The following is a 22,445-nucleotide window of genomic DNA, read 5'->3' as shown; positions in this document are numbered from 1 at the left end:
CGGCTATCCAGCGGATACGGCCTGTTACAACAAGGTCGTGGTAGCACGCAGCACGGAGCATCGCTTATTGTATTGTGCGCAATCTAGCCGCGCGCTACTATAAGCGAGTCGACGTGAGAAAAGCGTCGCCGCATCGTGGCGCCACGGGCGTCACCCATTGGGAGAGGTTCGAATGCGCTATTCGACCATGAGCGCCGCCTGTGCGGTGCTGTTTGCCGCGACGCCCGTTGCGGCTGATCCGGCCGCCACACCACAGATGCAGTTCCTGCGCGGTACCGTGACGGGCGTCTCGCCCGCCGCGCTTCGCGTCAAGACCGCCGCCGGCAAGACCGAGACGGTGAAGCTGGCGTCCGACTGGAACGTCCAGGTGACGAAGCCGGTGTCGGTGGAGCAGATCAAGAGTGGCAGTTTCATCGGTACCGCGGAAATGCCGCAGGCCGACGGCACTGGCCGGTCGCTGGAAGTGCATGTGTTTCCGCCGGGCGTGAAGGTCGGCGAGGGCCATTATGGCTGGGGCCTCAGGAAAGGCTCGATGATGACCAATGGCACGGTGGGCAAGGTCGTCGCCAGCCCGCAGGGCCGATCCTTCACCGTCAGCTATCCGACCGGCAACCGCCGCATCGTCGTGCCGCCCAGGACACCGATCGTTCAGATCGGGCCGGGCCCGCGATCCCTGGTCAAGGTAGGCGCGCGGGTGTTCATCCCGGCGGCGATGACGCCGGGCGGGCTGGCGACCAATTCGGTTGCGGTCGGCGCCAACGGCTCCGCGCCGCCGATGTGATCGGCTGAGGAACCAGGTTCGGCCGGGAGGGCGAAGCGATGAAGGCGGACAGACCGGCCGGACGGGGCCGGATCCTGATCTATCGCCATGGTCCGATCGTGCGGCTGACGCACTGGATCAATGCAGCGTGCATCCTGGTGCTGCTGCTGAGCGGCCTGCAGATCCTGTGTGCCCACCCGGCCTTCTACTGGGGCGACACGTCGCACTTCGCCGATCCGGCGGCGGCGATCGTCACCACCACCAATGATGATGGCGAGACGCGCGGCGCGCTCAGGATGTTCGGCCGGACGTTTGATACGACCGGCGTCCTGGGCGCGTCGCGCACCGCCGACGGACAGATGGTGCCGCGCGCGGTGCCCGCCTGGGCGACGTTGCCGGCGGAGCTTGACCTCGGCGCGGGGCGACGCTGGCATTTCTTCTTCGCCTGGATCTTCGTGCTGAACGGGATGCTTTATGTGGCGCAGGGGCTGGCGAGCGGGCGGGTACGCCGCACCTTGATCCCCGGCCGTGCGGATCTGGCGCATCTGGGCCGGGCGATCGCCGATCACGCACGGCTGCGCCTGCCGCATGGCGAGGAGGCGCGGCGCTACAATGTGCTGCAGAAACTGTCCTATCTGCCGGTCGTCTTCGGCCTGTTGCCGCTGATGATCCTGACCGGGCTGGCGATGTCGCCGGCGGTCAATGCGCTGCTGCCATGGCTGACGGTGATGCTGGGCGGGCGGCAGAGCGCGCGCTTCCTGCATTTCCTGGCGGCGGGCGGGCTGGTGCTGTTCGTGCTCGTCCATATCGCGATGGTGGTGCTGGCCGGCCCGCTGAACGAGCTGCGCTCGATGATCACCGGATGGTTCGCGATCCGGCCTGAGCCGGCGGTGAGCGTGGAGGAGCGCGCGGCATGAGCGATCGGGCGATCAGCCGGCGGGCGTGGCTGCGCGGCGGCGGCGCCTCATTGCTCGGGCTGGCGACCGCGGGGTGCGACCGGCTGACGCAATCGCAGGGGGTCAACCGGTTGCTGTCGAGCGCCGACGGGCTGAACCAGGCGCTGTATGACCTGGCCGCTGATCGCACGCTGGCGCGCGAATATCCCGCCAGCGCGATCTCGCGCGATTTCCGCGCCAATGGCAGCACGCAGCCGGACAGCGAGGAATATCAGGCGCTGGCGGCGAGCGGCTTTGCCGACTGGCGACTGGAGATCGGCGGGCTGGTTGATCGGCCACTGTCACTGTCGCTGGCCGATCTGCGCGCGGCTCCCGCGCGGCGGCAGATCACGCGGCACGATTGCGTCGAGGGATGGTCGTGCATCGCTGGGTGGAAGGGGGCGCGGCTGGGGCCGCTGCTCGACCGCGCGGGGCTGAAGCCGGCGGCGAAATATCTCGTCTTTTACTGCGCCGACACGCTGGAGCTGACGCTGGACGGCACGGGTGATTATTACGAGACGATCTCGCTGCTCGACGCTTATCACCCGCAGACGATCCTTGCCTATGAGATGAACGATGCGCCGCTGCCGGTGGCGCATGGCGCGCCGGTCCGCCTGCGGGTCGAGCGGCAGCTGGGCTACAAGATGGCCAAATATGTCATGCGGATCGAGGCGATCGAGCGGTTCGATCATCTGGGCATGGGCAACGGCGGCTATTGGGAAGATCGCGGCTACCAATGGTGTGCGGGGATCTGACCGCGCGCGATTTCCCCGATCCGACACGGCGGCGGAGCGTGCGGCGCATTGGTGCGTTTCCTTTGTGGTTCAAAGGAGTAGCCGGTGCAGAAAAAGTGGGTGATCGCAGCGTCGATGGCGGCGCTGATGGCGGGGTGCAGCGTTCAGGATCAACCGGCTCAAAATGGCGCCGCAGGGGCAGAGGCCCAGCAGGAGGCCAAATGGACCAGCAAGACAAAGGACCAGTTGCGCAAGGCGATCGACAATCGCGCCGCGCACGGCCTCGACCAGATGCCATTCGCCGTGGAGGGCGAGGATGACGCCGCGCTGACCAAGGCGGCGCTGACCTATGCCAAGGCGCTGGCGAGCGGCGCGACCGATCCGTCGAAACTATATGAGGTCTATACTGTGGCCCGGCCCAAGGCGGACCTGGAACAGGGTCTCCGCGGGGCGCTGGCGGCGGGTGATGTCGGCAAATGGCTTGACAGCCTGGCGCCGCAGGACGCCAATTATCGCCGCCTGTCGCAATCCTATCTGGAGCTGCGCCGCCCGGATGCGACCGCCAGCCCGGCGGTTCCGGAAACGGGCAAGCTGATCAAGCCGGGCGCCAGCGATCCGCGCATCCCGATCATCGCGCGCCAATTGGTGGTGCTCGACTATCTCGATCAGGGGGCGGCGAACGGCAATGCTTATTCTCCCGCGATGGTGGCGGCGGTGAAGGCGATGCAGGCCGATTACGGGATGGAACCCGATGGCGTGATCGGCGACGACGCGCTGTCGATCCTCAACATGTCGGACGCCGATCGGGCGCGCGCGATTGCGGTCAACATGGAACGGCTGCGGTGGCTGGAGCGCACGCCGCCGGCGACGCGGATCGACGTCAATGTCGCCGCCGCACGGCTCAGCTACTGGCGCGACGGCAAACTGGTCGACAGCCGCAAGGTGGTGGTGGGCGAGCCCGATACCGAGACGCCGCAGCTTGGCTCCCCGATCTTCCGCCTGGTCGCCAACCCGACCTGGACGGTGCCGCGGTCGATCCAGGAAAAGGAGATCGCCAAGAAGGGCGCCGGCTATCTCAAGGCCAACAACATGGCGTGGAAGGACGGGTGGATCGTCCAGCAGCCGGGGCCGAAGAACTCGCTGGGGCTGGTCAAATTCGACATGCAGAACGACCATGCCATCTATCTGCACGACACGCCGGCCAAGCCCATGTTCGGCATGATCCAGCGCCAGCGCAGCCACGGCTGCGTGCGGGTGGACGATGCGCTTGGCTTTGCCGAGATGCTGGCACGCGACGGCGGCGTGCTGGACGAATGGAACAAGGCGCGGGCGACCGGCAAGGAAACCTTCGTCAAGCTGCCGGCGCAGATCCCGGTGCGCATGCTGTACCAGACGGTGCTGTTCGACGAGGCCGGTGCGCCGGTGATCCGCAACGACCCCTATGGCTGGAACGACCGGGTGGCCGAGGCGCTGAAACTCGACGGTCATTCCTCGCTGCGCGTGCGCAGGGGCGGCGCCGATGTCGGGCCCTAAGCCGGGCCGGACAGGCATGGTGTGACGAAGATCACAGCGCAGCGTGCGCGGCGTCACTGCACGCGGGGGCCAAAGGCGCGAAGAACATGGTGTCGTCGCCGCCGCCTCGTGTGACGTGCGGCCCGGCGCTTTGATCGACGCGAGTCCCTAGGTCGTCGACGATTCACTGGCGGAATCGACCGCTGCATGACGTGGCAGGCATGATGCCTGCCGCCTCTGACCCCCAAGGCAGCGGGAACTGCGGGGACGGATAACACCGTCCCCGTTTCTTTTCGTGCCACCAGGGGACAGATGCTTCGTCCTCCTGCACCTGATGGTTTATCTTGTTTTCCCCTGGCGCTGCGTGCCGCTAGAAACGGGTGAACACGCCGGCAGGCCGCCGTTCATCGGCTTCGCCGGTAACCGCAGCGAACGGGCGAGGATGGACAGGGGCGAGGAGCGGCTGGACGGCTGGAAGGCGATTGCGCGCTATATCGGCCGCGATCGTTCCACCGTGATCCGCTGGGCGAACGAACGCCAGCTGCCGGTCCATTCGCTGCCCGGCGGCAAGAGCCGCACCGTTTATGCGCTGCGCAGCGAGCTCGACGCCTGGGTGCGGGGCGACGGCGATGCCCCGCCGCCAGGCGAGCCGCCGCCAGCCGGGTCGAAACCGGCCGAGCCGCAACCAGACCCCGCCGGCGCGCCGGAGCCCGGCCTGCCACCGGCTGACCGCGTCGCGGATGCCGGATGGCCGCCCGAGCCCGCACCGGCGATGGCGCCGCGGGCAGCGACGTCCCGGCACGAACAGTCGAAGCGGCGTCGGATCAGCGTCGCCGTGGCGGCCTTCCTCGTCCTGATCCTGGGTGCGCTGGCGCTCGGCAGGTTTGCGCCGGGCATTCTGCCGACACCCGGCGCCCCTTCCCCAGCCGCGCTGCCGCTGCCCCCGGCGATGCACCGCCAGGTGCTGGAGGCGCGCGATGACATTGCCTCGCGGTCGGCCGAGCGGCTGCAGCGCGCGATCCAGACGCTGACCCGGCTGAGCAACCATGCGCCCGACCACCCCGCCATTCGCGCCGCGCTGGCCGAAGGGTATCTGCTGGCGCGCGAATTCGGCGCGCTGCCTGACGCGCTGGCGCTGGAAAGGGCCGAAAGCGAGGCGGAGGCGCTGCTGGCGACGACGCCGCAATCCGCGCCCGCGCTGCGCGTGCTAGGCGTCGTCGCCTATTGGCGGGACCGTGATCCGGCGCGAGCCGGCGCGCTGTTCCGCCGCGCGATCGCCGCTGCGCCGCAGGATGCACTGGCGCGTCAATGGTATGCCAACATCCTGTCCGACAATGGCGAGGACGCAGCGGCGCTGCGCGAGTTCGACGTCGCGCGCGCGCTGAATCCCGGCGCGCCCTATCTGCTGGCCGATTATGCCTGGGCCTTGTGGAACGCGGGACATGACGAAGAGGCGGAGACGCTGCTGCGCGAACTGGCGCGTGCCTATCCCGCGCTCGCCAGCGTTCACGACTGCCTGAGCGTCATCGCTCTCTCCCGCGGGGATCGCACAGGCTATGCCCGGCACCTGCGGCTGCGCGCCGAGATCCGGCGCTCGCCCGAACTCGCGAGCTATGCGCGGGTCGTGGAGCAGATGGCGCCGCGCAACGCGGCCGCGCTGTACGACGTGATGCTGACCCGCGCGCTATCGCAGGCGGAGGCGAGCGCCGATCCGGATCATTCCTGGGCGGCGTTCGTCGCCAGCGTCTTTGGCGATCGCACACAGCTGCTCGCGACGCTGGCGCGGGCGCGTGCCAATGGCGAACAATGGGGTGCCGCCGGCTTCACCCGCCGCATCGCCCGGCGGTGGCGCGATGATCCGCAGGTGACCACGCTGCTTCCCCCGCTCGCGCAGGAACGCATCGAGGGATGATCCGCCATGTTGCGACGCTTTGCGACGCAATGAGACTGGCCCGCGCACGACCACTTTCCCTAGCGTTCCCCAACACTTGCACAGCGCGACCTTCGGGGGAGGGTTGCCGCAGCGGGGGCAATGGCGATGAACACCCAGGCAGCAGCACGCCCGCAGATCGAACCGGTCGCAGAGCCGTGGCCAGTCGCAGAGCCGTGGCCAGCCGGGCCGCCCGAGCGGTCGGCGAGCGCGAGCCAGGCCGCCGTGCGGCGCTCGAGCCGGGTGCGGGCGGGCGACAGCTTCGACTGTTTCGACCGGGGTGCCGCGGCGATGGTGGAAAGCGGTGCGCTGATTGCCGAGCTGACGATGACCAATGGCGCGACGCTGCCGCTGGTGCGTTTTTCGGCCGGCGATGTGGTGCCGGCGCTGGATACATTGTCCGCCCCCGCCTTCTCGCTTTCCTATCGCGCCGAGCAGCCGACGCAGATCGCCTGGCTGGATGACGATCACCGCGCCGGCTGGGTGCGCGAGCGTGCGATCCGGGCACGCGAGGCGATGCTGTTTTCCAGCATGCGGCAACTGACCTGCCTCGCCTGCCTTCCGGCCACGTATCGCGTCTATGTGGAATTGCTCCGCGCCGCACGGCTGGCGCGCGGGCGGGCCTTTGCGCTTCCCACGCATGGCGAGCTGGCAGCACGCGCCTCCACCACCCGCGAGACGGTATCGCGCGAGCTGTCGGCGCTGCGTCAGGATGGCGTGCTGTCGAAGGGGAAAGTGGTCACGATCGTCGCGCCCGACGCGCTGCTGCGCCGGATCGGCCGCGCGCTGAACCTGGAGGATGCGGGCGACGTGTGGGAGAGCATCGGCATCGCGCGCACCGGGGTGGGCAGCGCCTGATCCCGGCGGCGGTGCACTGCCGCGCTTCACCTGTCGGGTTACAAGGTGGAAGCACGGGCAGCTGCGGCTGGCAGCCTTGCCAACATCACGGTCATCGCTTACCGATTTCACACATGATTGCCGCGCGATAGCGGCAGTATTGGCCGGGCGCCGCGGCCCAGCAACACTTTGCAACATTGATGGTCGGCTGGTTTGGCAGCGCGCCAGCCCATAGCAATGTCGCATGGCTGCCGTCCAAACATGCATGGCCCACAAATTAGACTCTGCTTGACGGTGCAAAGTCGACTGTTAGCCTCACTGAACTAGGAACAGCGACGACAGGCGATCAAATGCGCCTGTCTGATCGTCAATCATAAGCGCTGCCAAAAGGCGCATGTTCCATCCACGCAGGGGAAACACATAACCTTAGCCATAGGGGGCCATATGCGTGTGTTCGTGCGTTCTGTCTTGAAGTCGGGGCGTGTTCCCGACGACGGCAAGTCTGCCTGTTATCAACATGCTGGCGCCGAACAACATTCCCCGCCGTCGCAACTTCTCGTAAAGAACTGGCTGTCGGCGCCCACCCTTCCATCCGATACCGCGCCGAAGCGGGCGATGCGCCGCGCCTTGCTGAGCGCCATGCTGCTGACCGGGGCGCAGGCGGCCTATGCACAGGATGCGCAGCCGGTGCCGGCCGCCCCCTCCCCCTCGCCCAATCTGACGCCCGAACTGGTGCCCGACGCCGCCGACCAGCTTGGCGAGGCAGCCGCCGCCGAGGGTGATGGCGGGACGATCACGGTCACGGGATCGCGCATCGTGCGCAACGGCTATGACGCGCCGACGCCGGTGACGGTGATCGGCCTTGCCGACATTCAGGCCTCCGCCCCGGCGAACGTCGCCGATTTCGTCAACCAGATCCCTTCCGTCGCAGGCAGCGTCACCCCGTCCAACACGCAGCGCGTGCTGAGCGGCGGCACGGGCGGGATCAACACGATCAACCTGCGGTCGCTGGGCACCACGCGCACGCTGGTGCTGCTCGACGGGCATCGATCGGTGGGGTCGATTGCGCAGGGGACGGTGGACGTGAACACCATCCCGCAAGGGCTGGTGAAGAGCGTCGAGGTCGTCACCGGCGGTGCATCGTCGGTCTATGGGTCGGACGCGGTGGCAGGCGTCGTCAACTTCATCCTCGACCGCGAATATAAGGGGCTGAAGGGCGAGGTTAGCTATGGCGAGACCACCTATGGCGACGACCAGAACTGGCGCGCGACGCTGACCGGCGGGGTCGAGTTCGCCGACGGGCGCGGCCGCGCGTTGCTGAGCGGCAATATCGTGCGGCGCGATGGCGTGCGTGGCGCCGGGCCGCGCGCGTGGCAGAACCGCGGCGTCCACCTGATCCAGAACCCGCGCTATGTCGCCGGCAACGGCCAGCCGGAATATATGGTCGCCGGCCAATCGGGGCTGAACACCACCACCGGGGGCGGCATCATCACCTCCGGCCCGTTGCGCGGCACCTATTTCGGCCAGGGCGGCACGGTGAACCGCTATGATTATGGCAACAACCGACTGAACAACCTGCCCTGGACGATCGGCGGCGACTGGCAGATCAGCCAGCATTATTACGGCACGTCGATTCAGCCGGGCGAGGACCTGACCAGCGTGTTCGGCCGCTTCAGTTTCGACGTGCTCGACAATTTCCAGCTGTTCACCGAGCTGTCGTACAACCGCAGCAAGCAGGACAGCTGGGGCGGCTATCACACCGACAAGGCGAATGTGTCGATCCGCGGCGACAATGCCTTCATCCCCGCCGCCGTCCGGTCGCAGCTGAACGGCGCCGGCTTCACATTGGGCACGTGGAACCAGGACATTCCGACCCGCGAAAGCCATTATGACCGCAACGTCCAGCGTTACTTGGCGGGGTTCGAGGGATCGTTCGATCTCCTCGCGCTGGAATGGAAATGGGACGGTTATTACCAGCGCGGCATCACCAATGCGAAGGAAGCGCTGATTTCCGCCAATCGCGTGAAGCTGGGCTTTGCGCAGGATGCGGTGCGCGATGCGATCGGCGCGATCGTGTGCCGCGTGACGCGCGACGGCAGCACCGACCCGCTGGCGGCCGGGTGCGTGCCGTTCAACCGCATGGGGATCGGCGTCAATTCGGCAGCGGCGGTCGATTACATCATGGGTGCGCCCTATGCCGATCGGCGCATCCAGCAGGACGTCGCCTCGCTCAATTTCAGCACCAATGTCACCAATCCGTGGCTGAAGCCGATCGGCCTCGCGTTCGGCGTGGAAAGCCGCAAGGAACAGATCGATGGCTATGTGCCGGCCGAATATGCCGCCGGCTGGTATTCGGGCAATTTCACGCCGACGATCGGATCGTACACGGTGACCGAGGCGTATCTGGAATCGCTCGTTTCACTGCCGCTGAACATCGAGTTCAACGGTGCGGCGCGCTACACCAGCTACAGCGAATCCGGCGATGTGGTGACGTGGAAGGCGGGGCTGAGCTGGGAGCCGATCAGCGACCTTCGCCTGCGTGCCTCGCGATCCCGCGATATCCGCGCGCCCAATCTGTCGGAGCTGTTCCAGGGCGGCGCGCGCAACACCAATTCGATCGGCGATCCGTGGCAGAACAACCTGTCGATCCGCTATACGCAGACGGTGACCGGCAACCTCGCGCTGGAACCCGAAAAGGCCGACACCTGGGGCTTTGGCGCGGTGTTCCGCCCGTCGTTCATTCCCGGCCTTGGCCTGTCGGTCGATTATTACGACATCAAGATCAACGGCGCGATCGGGACGCTGGGGCCTCAGGAGATCGTCGACCGCTGCTTCACCGGCAACATCGAATTGTGCCGCCGGTTGCAGGCGGTGATCGGCAACCAGGTCATCCCGTTCGGCAGCAACGGTTTCACCAACACCGCCGGACCGGGGCCGGCCGTCAGCGAATATCTGATCGCCAACAGCCCGTATAACTTCCTGTCCAACCGCGCACGCGGCATCGATTTCGAGCTGAGCTATCAGTTCGATCTGGCCGACGTGTCCGCCACGCTGCCGGGCACGGTCAGCTTCCGCGGCATCGCCACCCATTATCTGGAGGCGTCGGAATCGAACGGGGTCAATGCGCCGACCGACACCGTCGGGCAGACCGCCGGGGGCGGCCCACCGAACTGGACATACCGGGCGACGCTTGGCTACGCGCTGGACAATTTCTCGATGCAGGTGATCGGGCGCGGGATCAGCGCGGGCGTGTACAACAATGACTGGGTGGAGTGCGCGATCAACTGCCCGGCGAGCAACACGATCAACCGGACGATCCTGAACAACCGGGTGGACGGCGCCTTCTACGTCGACACCTATTTCGCCTACGACCTGCCGATCGGCGGCGCGAAGAGCCAGCTGTATCTGCGGGTCGCGAACCTGTTCAATCGCGATCCGGCACCCGTCGGCAAGGGGCCGTCCGACACGTCCAACGTCGACCTTGGCATCAACCAGACGTTCTTCGACTATCTCGGTCGCACGTTCCGGCTGGGCATCCGGTTCGACCTGAAATGAGCCGCTGAGCGCCGATCCCCGGCCGGCGGCGCGATGCTGCCGGTCGGGGGCGGCCAAGCGGCGCGGCATCATGTTTGGACAGGGTCGCCGCACACCGTCATGACTGTTTTCTGAATCTCGGGGGTAACAAGATGAAATATACGTTGGCGCTGCTCGCTGCGGGCACCATGCTGGGCGGCATCGCGGAGGTGGCCAGCGCGCAGGGGAAGGCCCGGACGCAGGCCGCCGCCAGCGCGCAGACCTATGACGCCAAACAATGGTCGGGCCTGCGCTATCGCCATGTCGGGCCGTGGCGCGGGGGGCGCGTGACCACCGTGACGGGCGTGCCGACGCAGCCGCGCACTTTCTACATGGGCACGGTCGGCGGCGGCGTGTGGAAGACCACCGATGCTGGCCACAAATGGGTCAACACCACCGACGGCCAGATCAGGGTCGGCCCGATCGGTGCGGTTGCGGTGGCCGACAGCAACCCCGACATCGTATATGCCGGCACCGGATCGTCCAAGATCCGCAGCAACGTGTCGATCGGGCGCGGCATCTACAAATCGGTCGACGGCGCCAAGACCTGGACCTTCATGGGCCTGCCCGATGTCGGCCAGATCGCGACGATCCGCGTCAATCCCATCAACCCCGATGAAGTGTTCGTCGCGGCGAGCGGCAATCCGTTCGCGTACAGCAAGGATCGGGGCGTCTATCGCACGCGCGACGGCGGGCGCACGTGGAAGAAGGTGTTCTTCCTCAGCGAACGGCTGGGCGCGGCGGATGTCGAATATCACCCGAGCAACCCGGCGGTGCTCTACGCCACGATGTGGCACGGGCTTCGCCAGCCGTGGTCGATCATCTCCGGCGGCAAGGAAGGCGGCATCTACAAATCGGTCGATGGCGGTGACAGCTGGACGAAGCTGGGCGGCGGCCTACCCACCGGCCTGTTCGGGCGCGCCAATGTCGGCGTCAGCGCCGCGGCGCCCGACACGCTCTACGCCTTGATCGAGGCGAAGCCGGGCCAGGGCCTGTACCGGTCGAACGATGCGGGCGCGACATGGACGCTGGTGAACGGCGACGGGAAACTCGTCACCCGGCCGTTCTATTACACCACGCTGGGCGTCGATCCGAGCAATGCCGAGCGCGTGTTCGTCGGCAACGAGGGATGGTTTGAATCGCTCGACGGCGGCAAGACCTTTGCCACCCGCCCCACCCCGCATGGCGACAACCATGACGTGTGGATCAACCCCGCCGATCCCAAGGTGATGGTGCAGGCCAATGACGGCGGCGCCAATGTTTCGCTGGACGGCGGCGCGACATGGAGCGTGCAGAGCAACCAGCCGACGGCCGAGCTCTACCAGGTCGCGGTCGACAACCAGTTTCCCTATCGCCTCTATGGCGCGCAGCAGGACAATACGACCGTGATCGTCCCCTCGCTCGCACTGGGCGACGGGCAGGATTATCGCGTCGGCCCGGGGTGCGAGACGGGGCCGATCATGCCCAAGCCCGACGATCCCAACATCGTGTGGGGTGCGTGCAAGGGGCAGTTCAGCCGCATGGACATGCGCACCAACTTCAACGAGGAGCGGTTCTGGATCGGCAGTGAATCCTTGTACGGCAACGATCCCGATCGCCTGCGCTATCGTTTCCAGCGGACCGCGCCGATGGAAGTATCGCCGGTCGAACCGAACACCGTCTATTACGGGTCGCAATACGTCCACCGTTCGCGCGACGGCGGCGTGACGTGGGAGACGATCAGCCCCGACCTCACCTGGCGCCCGGCGGACAAGCAATTCGCCTCGGGCAGCCCGATCACCATCGATGCGACCGGCGAGGAAGTCTATTCGACGCTCTACGCCATTCGCGAAAGCAAGGTGCGGCCGGGCGTGATCTGGGCCGGATCGAACGACGGGCTGATCCATGTCACGCAGGACGGCGGAAAATCGTGGCAGAACGTCACGCCCAAGGGGCTGCCGCAGGGCGGGCGCGTGCAGAATATCGAGCCGGGCGTGCGCGAACCCGGCACCGCCTATGCCGCGATCTACCGCTATCTGATGGGCGATTTCGCGCCCTACATCTATGCGACGCGCGACTATGGAAAGACGTGGACGCGGCTGACCGACGGGCGCAACGGCATCGCCCCGGACGAGCCGACGCGCGTGGTGCGCGAGGACCCGGAACGCCCCGGCCTGCTCTACGCCGGTACCGAATATGGCCTGTACGTGTCGTTCGACAATGGCGCGCGCTGGCAGAACTTCCAGCTGAACCTGCCGGCAACGCCGGTCACCGACCTGCGGCTGGCGCATGGCGACCTGGTGTTGTCGACGCAGGGCCGCGGCTTCTACATCCTCGACAACCTCAGCGTGCTGCGGCAGCTGCCGACCGACGGCACGCTGGATGCGACGCGGCTCTACAAGCCAGCACGTGCGGTGCGGATCAACGCATCGGGCGACAAGGGATCGGACCCGAATGTCGGGCCGGAGCATATCCTGCCGGGGGCGCAGATCGATTACTTCATCGCGCCCGGCACCGCCGCCACGCCGATGGTCCTCACCATCCGCGACGCGGCCGGCGCAGTGGTTCGCCGCTTCACCAGCGATACCGGGGAGGCAGCGACGCCGGGCGGCGGCGGCGCGGATGACGATGGGCTGGGCCGCTATCGCCCGACCTATCCGACGCGCCTCGATGCGACGCCGGGGATGCATCGCTTCATCTGGGATCTGCGCACCGCCGGCACGCCCGATGGTGCGCCGGCCAGCGGCGGCCGCCGCGCGCCGACCGGGCCGATGGTGCCGCCGGGCAGCTATACCGTGGAGATGGTCGCGGGCGGCATCACCACGCGCCAGCCGCTGGAGATCGTCGAGGATCCCCGCATCCTGGCGAGCGGGATCACCAACGCCGATCTGGTGGCGCAATATCAGCACAATCAGCGCACGCTGAAGCTGGTGCACGACACCAACCTGGCGGTGTCGCGCGTCACCCAGGCGCAGGCCGCGCTGGCCAAGCAACCCGATGCCAGGCGCGAAGAGGCGCTTAATGGCATCGCGCAGCGGCTGATCACGCCCAGGATCCGCTACAGCCAGCCGGGGCTGCAGACGCATGTCGTATATCTCTACAATCAGCTGAACGGCAGCGACCAGAAGGTGCCGCCCGATGCCGCCGCGCGCTACACCGAATTGCGCGGTGCGATCGACGCGATCACGGCGGAGCTTGATACGCTGCTGGGGCCGGTGACCAAGACCGAGCTGGCCGCCTATCGCAGCGGCGGAGACGGCGCGATCCTCAACATCGCCGACACCACTGAGGATGAAACCGAAAGCGACAATTAAGAAGAAAGGCTGCCGGCGCCCTGTGGCGCCGGCAGCCGATCCGTCAGGCCCGATCCCTCAAGCGTTACCCGTCAGAAGCGGGTACGCAGGCTGAGGCCGATCACGCGCGGCGGGCTGGAGGTGACATAGACGCTGGGATAGGTCACGCCGTTGCTGACCACCGGGGCGAGCACCGAACTGGTCGCGCTGGTCGTCTTGTTCACCGCGCCGATCACGTCGAACACATTGTTGGCGAAGACATAGAGGCCCCAGCGGTCCCCCTTCTGCACGCCGAAACGAAGGCCGACGGTGGCAAAACCGGGCAATTCCATTCCCGCCGCGGTGATGTTCGGCGCGGTGCGATCGTACACCGTCCACGAGGAGCTGCGGTAGCTGATGTTGCCGTGGTAGAAGATCTCCATGTCGTTGCCGATCGGCTGGGTGTAATCGGCCGATCCCTGCGCGGTCCATTCGGGCGAATAAGGCACGGTATTGCCCTTGCGCCCGATCCCCGCCAGCACCGCGCAGCCGAGGTACGGCGGCGCGCCGGTGCACAGGTTGATCCCCGACGGCAGCGAAATGTTGTCCTGCAATTTCGCCGAGGTGTAGCTGCCCGAGGCGCGCAGCGCGAGGCCGTCGATCGGGTAATAGGCCGCATCCATTTCTGCACCGCGGATGCGCGTTCCGCTTGGCGTGTTAGTGATGAAGCCGAACGCGCCCTGGTAGGAAGCGGAAATCTGCACGTTGCTCCAGTCCATCTGGAACACGTCGACGTTGAACGTCACCTTGCGGTTGAACAGCGAGGTCTTGAGGCCGATCTCGTAATTCCACAGCTGATCGGAATCATAGGTGGTGGCGTAGCTCGGCAGGCCCAGCGTCTGGTTGACGCCGCCGGGACGATAGCCCTGCGAAGCGAGGCCGTAGAGCATCACGTCGCGGCTGAACTTGTAGCTGGCGTTGAATTTTAGGAGCGTACCGTTCTCCTTGCCCGACAGCTCCGAGAACGGCAGCCGCACGTTGCCCGCGACATAATTGGGGATGATGACCTCGGCGCCGGTGCTCTTTTCATATTCGAACCAGCGCGCGCCGGCGGTCAGTTCCAGCTTGTCGTTCACCTCCCACGTCGCCTCGCCGAACACGGCGATCTGCTTCAGCGTGTCGGCGATGGTGCGATCGAGCTGCGTCGTCGAACCGAAGCCGTAGGGCGCGTTGGAATAGCCGCTGGGATACAGCTGCCGCCCGGTCCCGGGATCGACCGTATTGAGCAGGCTTCGTGTGAAATTGTCGCGGTTGCTGTGGAAGAAACCGACCGTCCACTTGATCGCATGCTGCGCGTCGGCGAGGCGGATTTCCTGCGTCGACGTCTTGGTCGATTGCGGCTGATAGGCGGTCAGGCTGCCCCAGCCGGTGACGAAGCGCTGATATTCCTCCGGCGAGCAGCCGTTGGCGCCGCCGATCAGGCCGCGATTGCAGTCATTGGCGAAATTGGCATAGCCCGGCACGCGATTGGCCGCGATGTTGCCGGTGAAATAGCGGCTGAAGAACGGCGCGTAATCGAAATTCACCGCCAGATCGCGCTTCGAATAGGAGGCGATCGCGGTCAGCGTGGCGAAACTGAAATCCCAGTTGAGCGTGCCGCTGTACAATTGGAACTTGTCCGATTGCGGCGTCTGCGTGCGCAGGTCTTGGTCGAAGCGGCGGCCGAACAGCTGCTCACGCGTCAGGTTCCAGTTCGGGTTGAAGCCGTCGCGATCCTGATAGACCGCCATGCCGTCGATGGTGAGATTCTCCATCGGGCGGAAACGCAGCAGCAGGCGGCCGCCATAACTGCGGTTCTTGTTATAATCCTTCAGCCCCAGCACGCTGTTGTCGAGGAAGCCGGCGGTGCGATCCCAATAGCCGACCGCGCGAACCGCGAGCACATCCTCGACGATCGGCACGTTGACGACGCCGTCGATATTGGCACCCGCTCCGCTGCCGTGGCTGACGGTGCTGACCTGCGCATTCACCGCGCCCTCGAAATCGTCGAGATCGGGCTTGTTGAAGATCAGGCGGATCGTGCCGCCCATCGAACTGGCGCCGTAGAGCGTCCCCTGCGGGCCGCGCAGCACCTCGGCGCGCTCAACGTCGAACAGGCGGATTCCCGGCTGCGTGCCGCCGGCGTCGTTGCTGACGCCGCTGGTGCCGGTGATCGGCGTCTCATCATAGTAAAGCCCGACGAGCGGCTCGCCCGGCGCATAAAGATTGCGGATGATGACGCGGCTGCCGCCGTTCGCATTCTCGTTGATGATGAGGTTCGGCGTGGTGCGGGTCAGCTCCTGCGAATCCGTGATGCCCTGCGCCACCAGCGATTCCGAGGTGACGGCGGAGATGGCGAGCGGCGTCTGCTGAAGGCTGGTCGCGCGCTTCAGCGCGGTGACGACGATGTCGCCGGGGCTGCTATTGTCCGCCGCCTCCGGCTCGGCCGTCGGTACGGCGGGCACGTCGGCCTGTTGCGCGAGCGCGGAGGTGGAGGCGGCCAGCAGCGAAACGCCAAGCAGCAGCCATCGTCCGCGGAAACACCGCGTTGAACCCGTCGTCATCTTTGAGCCCCCTAGAACCCCAATGGTTGGTTTGATCTGCGTCCCTGTTTCGATCGAAAGCGTCCGCCAGTCCGTTCACCAGCCAGCCACGGCGCCGCTTTCTTTAAAAGACATAAAACTGTCGTGAAGCGCCAAACGCAATCCTAAATGTTGCAGTGCCGAACATTTTTTTGAGGCTTAGTGTCCTGCGATACGAGTTGTTGTTAGCGCGAAACGTCTAAGTTCCTGGATCTTCTTCATCCACCTGAGATGGTAAGGCCGATTCGGAGCGTTCTGCCCGGCGCGGGCAACCCGATCTGCGGGACGATCCGATCATCGAACAGATTGTCTCCACGCGCGAACACATCGGCGGCGACCCCGGCGAAGCGCACGCGCTGGCTCATCCTGACGTTCACCGACGCTGATCGCGGCAGCGCCACCAGCACGCCGTCCGCATCGGCCGAATAGGCGCGGCCGGTGTAGAGCACCTCCGCCAGCGCGCCGAACCCTGATTGGCCGTCGTAATCGCCATAGATCCGGCCGATCACGTCCGGCTTTTCGGCGAGCCGATCGGTCTGGTCGCCGGTCGTCCCCTTGCGCCGCGAGCGGGCGAAGGTGCCATTGCCGCCGAGCGTCCATTCAGGGGCGGGATGCCAATAGGCGGTCGCCTCCACGCCGATCACCTGCGAGCCAATGAGGTTGATCCGCTGGCGCAGGCGGCCGACGTTGCGCTGGTCGATCGTCCCGTCGAGATCCTGCACGAAGCCCGCGACGGATGCGCCGGCCGCGTCGCTGCGCCATTCCGCGCCAAGATCGGCGCTGACGATGCGTTCGGGCTGCAGATCGGGATTGAGCAGGAAGCGGTTGAGCGCCTGGCCGAACAATTCGCGCATGGTGGCGGGGCGGATCTTCCGGCCGACCGCCGCGCGGATGCGCCATTCCTCGGCCGGGGCCCAGGAAAGCCCCACCCGGCCGGTCCATCCCTTGGCATCGGGCGTGTCGGGCTTGTCCCCGGTTTCCAGATAATAGACCCGGTCGTAGCCGAGGCCGATCTCGCCAGTGATCGCATCGGTCAGCGCGGTGGTGGCATCGAGGCCGAAGCTCCAGTTGCGCTGGCGATAGTGGAGGAAGGCGGGGAGCAGCGCGGGCGGCTGGCCGCGCGTGAATGTCGTGTCACGCTGGTCATGCTGCGAATCCAGCACATTGGCCGAGGCGATGATCCGCGTGCGGCCGAGCTGCTGTGTCAGCAGCAGGCGCGCGCCGACGGTATCGTCGCGATTGGCCTCCTGCGAATTGCGCACGGTGTAGGTATCGTCGGTGTAGCTGTCGATCGTCTGGCGGAACCGTTGGTACCAGCCGACCAGATCGAGCGCGGTGGTCGGCCCGAGCACCAGCCCGGCGTTGGCCGACACGAGCGAGTGCTGAAGCGTCGGGTAGCGCCAGAAGCGCGCACCATCGGGCCGATCGCTCTCGGGCGCGATCCCCTTGTTCGCATCGACGTGAAAGGCGGTGACCGACAGCAGATGATCGCCGATCGATGTGCCGACACGGCCGAACACGCTGGCGATCTCGCGATCGGTGTTGGTGCGCAGGGCCCCGCGCTGCGAGAAGGGCAGATCGGCATGATCGGCGATCGTATCGCCGTCGCGCGTGGCGTAACTGCCGCCGATCATCACATCGGTGCTGCCGCGGGTGAAGGGCGCGACCGCCTCCACCTCACGCAGTCCGCCGCTGCCGATCATGCCGCGGACATGGCCGTGGGCAGGGCGCGGCGGGGTGAAGCTGACCGCCCCCAAGGCGCTGACGCCGTAGAGCGGGGCGAGCGGCGCGGCGGCCACCTGCGCCCGGCCGGCGAGCGCGGCGGGAAACAGGCTGAGGTCCAGCCGGTTGTCCCACGGCACGTTGATCGCCGCGCCATCGTAGAATAGCGCCACCTGCCGTTCGGCGGCATTGCGGACAAAGGCCACTGCCTCGCCGCGCGAGTTCACCGGCACATAGACCGACGGCAGGCGACGCAGAATCTCGTCGGCCGCCACCGCATCGACCAGCGCGATGTCGCGCGCATCGAGGACATGGCGGGTTTCGAGCGGTTGCGGCGCCCGGCCCTGCGGCAGGGAAACGACGATGTCGCCGGTCGGGTCGGGCCCGTCCTGCGCCATGGCGGTCGTTGCCAGCATCATCGCCAGCAACGCGCCGCCCCCCATTCTTACGCTCACCGACATTATCTCCGTCCCCCAATCTCAACGGCGAACGGCCGGGGCAGCACCACACCCCGGCCGCCTTGTTGCGCGCCTAGTGCTCCATCCCGACCTGCTCGTCCTCGGGCATCCAGCTGGCGAGGGCCTCCGCCCGGTCGCGTTCCAGCTGGACGCTCGCGACCAGCTTCACCGGCGCGACGCCCTGCTGTGACAGCTGGCCGTTGAGCTGGGCGAGGTCGCCTGCCTTGATCTGTTCCCATGCGGCAAGCTGCTGATCAGCGACTGCCTTCAGCTTGGCATATTCCTCATGGTGCTGCTGCGCCGGCGCGGTGTCACCCTGCGACACGGTGCTGGCGAGCGAGATCAGCATGTTGTTGAGGCGGATCGGATAGTTGAGCGGATCCTGCGGGGCGACGTTCTTCACCTGGATAAGCACATCCTCGACCGCGGTCGCCTTTGCCTCCACCGCATCGGCGGCGCTGACCAGCGCCGGCTTGCCGGCCGCCGCCTTGCGCACGTCACCCAGCTGCTGATGCAGCGCGCGCAGTTCGAGTACCGCGGTCTGCACGCGATTGAAGTCGCGGTTGATCGCGGAGACCAGATCATATTGCTGCTTCAGCTCGGCCTGGGTCACCGTCAGGTTCGGGTTGGGCGTGATCGTCACCGGCTGGACCTGGCTCTTGCCGTCGACGGTGAGGCGGATCTTATACTGCCCGGGCAGCACCACTGGCCCGCCGCGCGCGTTGCGCCACAAGGATGCCTTGGGCACCTTCACGGGCCCTTCTTCGCGGAAATCCCAGACGAAGCGGTTGATCCCGGCATTGCGGGTGAGCTTCGCCGGCTTGCGGCCGCGGCCTTCCTCTTCCTCGCCGTCATCAGCCCCCGGCGCCTCGACGGCGGGATAGGTGCGGATCACGCGATCCGTCGCATCGAGAATCTCGAGCTTGATGCCATTGTCGACCGGCGGCTTGACCGCGCCGGTCGCCGTGGCGCCAGCGGTCGACGGCGCATCGGTGGTCTTGGGCGTGTAGCTGGCGTCGACCTTCCCGGCGGCCTTGGGCTCTGCCTGCCCTTCCTTCAGGTGGTAATAGATGATCACTCCCTGCGGCGGATTGGTGCCGGTCGGGCCGCCCGTGCCATTGCCATAGCCGGTGTAGAGGATGCGCATCGTGTCGCGCGGCTGGAAGAGGTGGACGTCCTTCTTCGCAATGTCGGGCGACCATTGCCGCACCGCGCTGAGATCATCGAGCACCCAGAAGGAGCGGCCGTGCGTCGCCACCGCGAGGTCTCCGGCGCCGGCAATGGCAAGGTCATGTACCGGGCTGCGCGGCAGGCCCATCTGGAACGGCTGCCATTGCTTGCCGCCGTTGAAGGAGATGAACACGCCGTTCTCGGTGCCGGCATACAGCAGCTCCGGCCGCGCCGGATCGGCGCGGATGACGTGCATATAGGCGTCCGCCGGCAGCCCGTTGGTGATCGACGTCCACGTCTTGCCATAATCGTCGGTGCGGAAGGCATAGGGCTTGAAATCGTCGAGGCGATGGCGGTCGGCGGACACGTACATCGTGCCCGGGCGGCGCGGATCGGGCTCCACCATGTTGACCGTCGCCCATTCCGGCATCGCCCTGGGCGTCACATTCTCCCAGCTGCCGCCTTCGTCGCGGGTGACGTGGATCAGCCCGTCGTCGGTGCCGACCCAGATCAGCCCCTTCTGCACCGGCGATTCATTCACGCTGAAGATCGTGTTGTAATATTCGACGCCGGTATTGTCCTTGGTCAGCGGGCCGCCCGAGGATTGCTGCTTCGACTTGTCGTTGCGCGTGAGGTCGGGGGAGATCTTGGTCCAGCTCTTCCCCTCATTGTCGGTGCGCCACAGCACCTCCGTCGCATTGTAGAGGACGTTGGGGTTGTGCGGCGAATAGAGAAGGGGCTCCGTCCATTGCGGGCGATGCTCCAGGTCCTTCGCGGCCCAGCCCATCGCCTCGCGCGGGAAGGGGCCGATCGGCGTCAGCTGCCCGGTCTTGTGGTCGTAGCGGGTGACGTAATTGCCATAGCTGTTGGCGATGGTGACGTCGGGGTTCTTGGGATCGGCGATGACATAGCCGCTTTCGCCGCCACCGACCGCGTAGAAGCTTTCCTGCCCGATCGGCCCGCGCACGTTGCCGCTGGCGATCGACACGGTGCTGTTGTCCTGCTGCGCGCCATAGATGCGGTAGGGCACCTGCTTGTCGACGGAGATGTGATAGAATTGCGCGGTCGCCTGGTTCATGCCGGTGGTCCAGCTGGCGCCGCCGTTGACCGACACGTTCGCGCCGCCGTCATTCCCCTCCACCATGCGATCGGTGTCGTTGGGATTGATCCACAGCGAATGGTTGTCGCCGTGGAAGGTCGGCATGGTCTTGAACGTCTTGCCCGCGTCCTCCGACTTGTAGGCGTTGACGTTCAGGACATAGACCTTGTCCTTGTTCTTCGGGTCGGCGATGACATGGGTGTAATACCAGGCGCGCTGGCGGAAATCGCCGCGGTCGCTGATCCGCTGCCAGCTTGCGCCGCCATCGTCGGTGCGGAACAGCCCGCCCTCCGCCGCCTCGATCAGCGCATAGACGCGCTTCGGATCCGCCGATGGCGCGACACCGATGCGGCCGAGAATGCCCGCGGGAAGGCCGTTGCCGGTCACTTTCTCCCACGTCGTGCCGCCGTCGCGTGAGCGATAGAGGCCGCTGCCGGGCCCGCCGCTTTCCATCGTCCATGGCTTGCGGTGGACCTGCCACATCCCGGCCCAGAGCGTGTTGGGATCGTTGGGATCCATCTGCACGTCGATCGCGCCAGTCTTCTGGTCGACGAACAGCACGCGCTGCCACGTCTTGCCGCCGTCACGCGTGCGATAGACGCCGCGTTCCGGATTATCGCCGAACGGATGGCCGAGCGCCGCGACGAATACCGTGTTCGGATCGGTCGGGTGGACGACCATGCGGCCGATCGCCTGGCTGTCGCGCAGGCCGGCGAACTGCCACGTCTTGCCGCGATCGGTGGACTTGTAGACGCCGTTGCCGGTGATGACGTTGCCGCGGATGTTCGCTTCGCCCGTACCGACGTAGATGACGTTCTGGTCCGACGGCGCGACCACGATCGCACCGATCGAGGGCGATGCCTCGTGCAACTTGTCCCACAAGGGCTGCCAGCTGTTGCCCCCGTCCTCGGTACGCCACACGCCGCCGCCCGACGCGCCCTGGTAGAAGGTATCGGGTTCCTGAATCACGCCGGCGACCGCACTGACTCGCCCGCCGCGGAACGGGCCGATCAGGCGATATTGCATCCCGGCGAACGGCGTCTGCGCGGCGGCCTTCGCCTCCTGCGCGACCGCAACCTGCGGCAGTATCGTCAACGGCGTGCCGGCAAGCAACAAGGCGAAAATCAGGCGTCTTTTCATGAGCGATCCTCCGAAAGAAAAAGAACAAGATCGCCGCGACAAAGGCACGCGATCGAATTGCGGTATGAGCCTGTGTGTGTAAGCGTCCCTGACGAAGATCCGTGAAAAAGCGGGCCAACGGGGACAGCAGAATGGCAACAAAGGCAAAGCTGGATGCATTCGACACGCGCATCCTGCAGATACTGACCAATAACGGGCGGATTTCCTGGCGCGATCTGGCGGACGAAATCGGGCTTTCGCTGACACCCACCTTGCGCCGCGTGCGCCGCCTCGAAAGCGAAGGCTATGTGCTTGGCTATACCACCCGCCTTAACGAGCGGCGGCTGAGTGGTGCGATCGAAGCGATGATCTCGATCACGCTTGATCGTCAGTCGGACGAGGCGTTGACCATATTCGAACGCAACATCCAGGACGTGGAGGAAGTCACCGACTGCTACCAGATGACGGGGGATTATGATTATCTGGTACGTGTCGTCGTGGACGACCTTGAACATTATCAGGCGATGCTCGGCACGCTGTCGCGCATCCCGATGCTGTCGCGAATCAATTCCAGTTTCGTGCTGAAAACGGTGCTTCGGCGCCCGGTGAAGGTGTCGTAATCGATGAACGGGGGCATGGCGAGGGCGCCTGGGACACGGGCCAGCGTCGCGCGACACCGCGCGCGCGCTGGCGCAACCTGGCAATCCCCCCTGCTTCATCCGCC

Annotated in this window: 12 protein-coding genes; 9 read left to right on the top strand and 3 right to left on the bottom strand. The window is 66.2% G+C overall.

Features of this window, described 5'->3' with window-relative positions:
* Positions 1–172 precede the first annotated feature (172 nt).
* From L8F96_RS15470 to L8F96_RS15435, 8 genes are all read left to right on the top strand, one after another.
* Positions 173–781, top strand: coding sequence for a hypothetical protein (locus L8F96_RS15470; protein WP_334656556.1), 609 nt, complete (start codon positions 173–175; stop codon positions 779–781).
* 38 nt (positions 782–819) lie between these two features.
* Complete coding sequence (locus L8F96_RS15465; protein WP_334656555.1) at positions 820–1,677, top strand: cytochrome b/b6 domain-containing protein; 858 nt, start codon at positions 820–822, stop codon at positions 1,675–1,677.
* On the top strand, positions 1,674–2,450 hold the full coding sequence (locus L8F96_RS15460; RefSeq protein ID WP_334656554.1) for a molybdopterin-dependent oxidoreductase: 777 nt from the start codon (positions 1,674–1,676) through the stop codon (positions 2,448–2,450). Before L8F96_RS15465 ends, L8F96_RS15460 begins: the two co-directional genes overlap by 4 nt.
* Positions 2,451–2,534: 84 nt before the next feature.
* On the top strand, positions 2,535–3,962 hold the full coding sequence (locus L8F96_RS15455) for a L,D-transpeptidase family protein (protein ID WP_231621819.1): 1,428 nt from the start codon (positions 2,535–2,537) through the stop codon (positions 3,960–3,962).
* 421 nt (positions 3,963–4,383) lie between these two features.
* Positions 4,384–5,853, top strand: coding sequence for a hypothetical protein (locus L8F96_RS15450; protein WP_334656553.1), 1,470 nt, complete (start codon positions 4,384–4,386; stop codon positions 5,851–5,853).
* Positions 5,854–5,973: 120 nt separating this feature from the next.
* Positions 5,974–6,729: a Crp/Fnr family transcriptional regulator gene (locus L8F96_RS15445; protein ID WP_334656551.1), complete on the top strand. Its 756-nt coding sequence runs from the start codon at positions 5,974–5,976 to the stop codon at positions 6,727–6,729.
* A 594-nt stretch (positions 6,730–7,323) separates the two neighbouring features.
* Complete coding sequence (locus tag L8F96_RS15440) at positions 7,324–10,263, top strand: TonB-dependent receptor domain-containing protein (RefSeq protein WP_334656549.1); 2,940 nt, start codon at positions 7,324–7,326, stop codon at positions 10,261–10,263.
* Between the two features lie 131 nt (positions 10,264–10,394).
* Complete coding sequence (locus L8F96_RS15435; protein ID WP_334656547.1) at positions 10,395–13,574, top strand: WD40/YVTN/BNR-like repeat-containing protein; 3,180 nt, start codon at positions 10,395–10,397, stop codon at positions 13,572–13,574.
* A gap of 71 nt (positions 13,575–13,645) precedes the next feature.
* Here L8F96_RS15435 and L8F96_RS15430 read toward each other — a convergent pair whose 3' ends face one another.
* The 3 genes from L8F96_RS15430 to L8F96_RS15420 form a co-directional block, all read right to left on the bottom strand.
* Positions 13,646–16,135, bottom strand: a complete 2,490-nt coding sequence (locus L8F96_RS15430) for a TonB-dependent receptor (protein ID WP_334656545.1) — start codon at positions 16,133–16,135, stop codon at positions 13,646–13,648.
* Between the two features lie 236 nt (positions 16,136–16,371).
* The gene (locus tag L8F96_RS15425) at positions 16,372–18,318 is read right to left on the bottom strand and encodes a TonB-dependent receptor (protein ID WP_334656544.1); all 1,947 of its coding nucleotides are present in this window, start codon (positions 18,316–18,318) and stop codon (positions 16,372–16,374) included.
* 88 nt (positions 18,319–18,406) lie between these two features.
* Positions 18,407–21,742 (bottom strand): VPS10 domain-containing protein, encoded by a 3,336-nt coding sequence (locus tag L8F96_RS15420; RefSeq protein WP_334656542.1) that lies wholly within the window; start codon positions 21,740–21,742, stop codon positions 18,407–18,409.
* A 131-nt stretch (positions 21,743–21,873) separates the two neighbouring features.
* On the opposite strand from L8F96_RS15420, the gene L8F96_RS15415 reads away from it, so the two are divergent.
* Complete coding sequence (locus L8F96_RS15415; RefSeq protein ID WP_125945606.1) at positions 21,874–22,341, top strand: Lrp/AsnC family transcriptional regulator; 468 nt, start codon at positions 21,874–21,876, stop codon at positions 22,339–22,341.
* Positions 22,342–22,445: the final 104 nt, after the last annotated feature.

The organism is Sphingomonas panaciterrae (assembly GCF_036890205.1).
Classification (GTDB): Bacteria; Pseudomonadota; Alphaproteobacteria; order Sphingomonadales; family Sphingomonadaceae; genus Sphingomonas; species Sphingomonas panaciterrae.
This window is presented reverse-complemented; position numbering and strand designations above follow the sequence as displayed.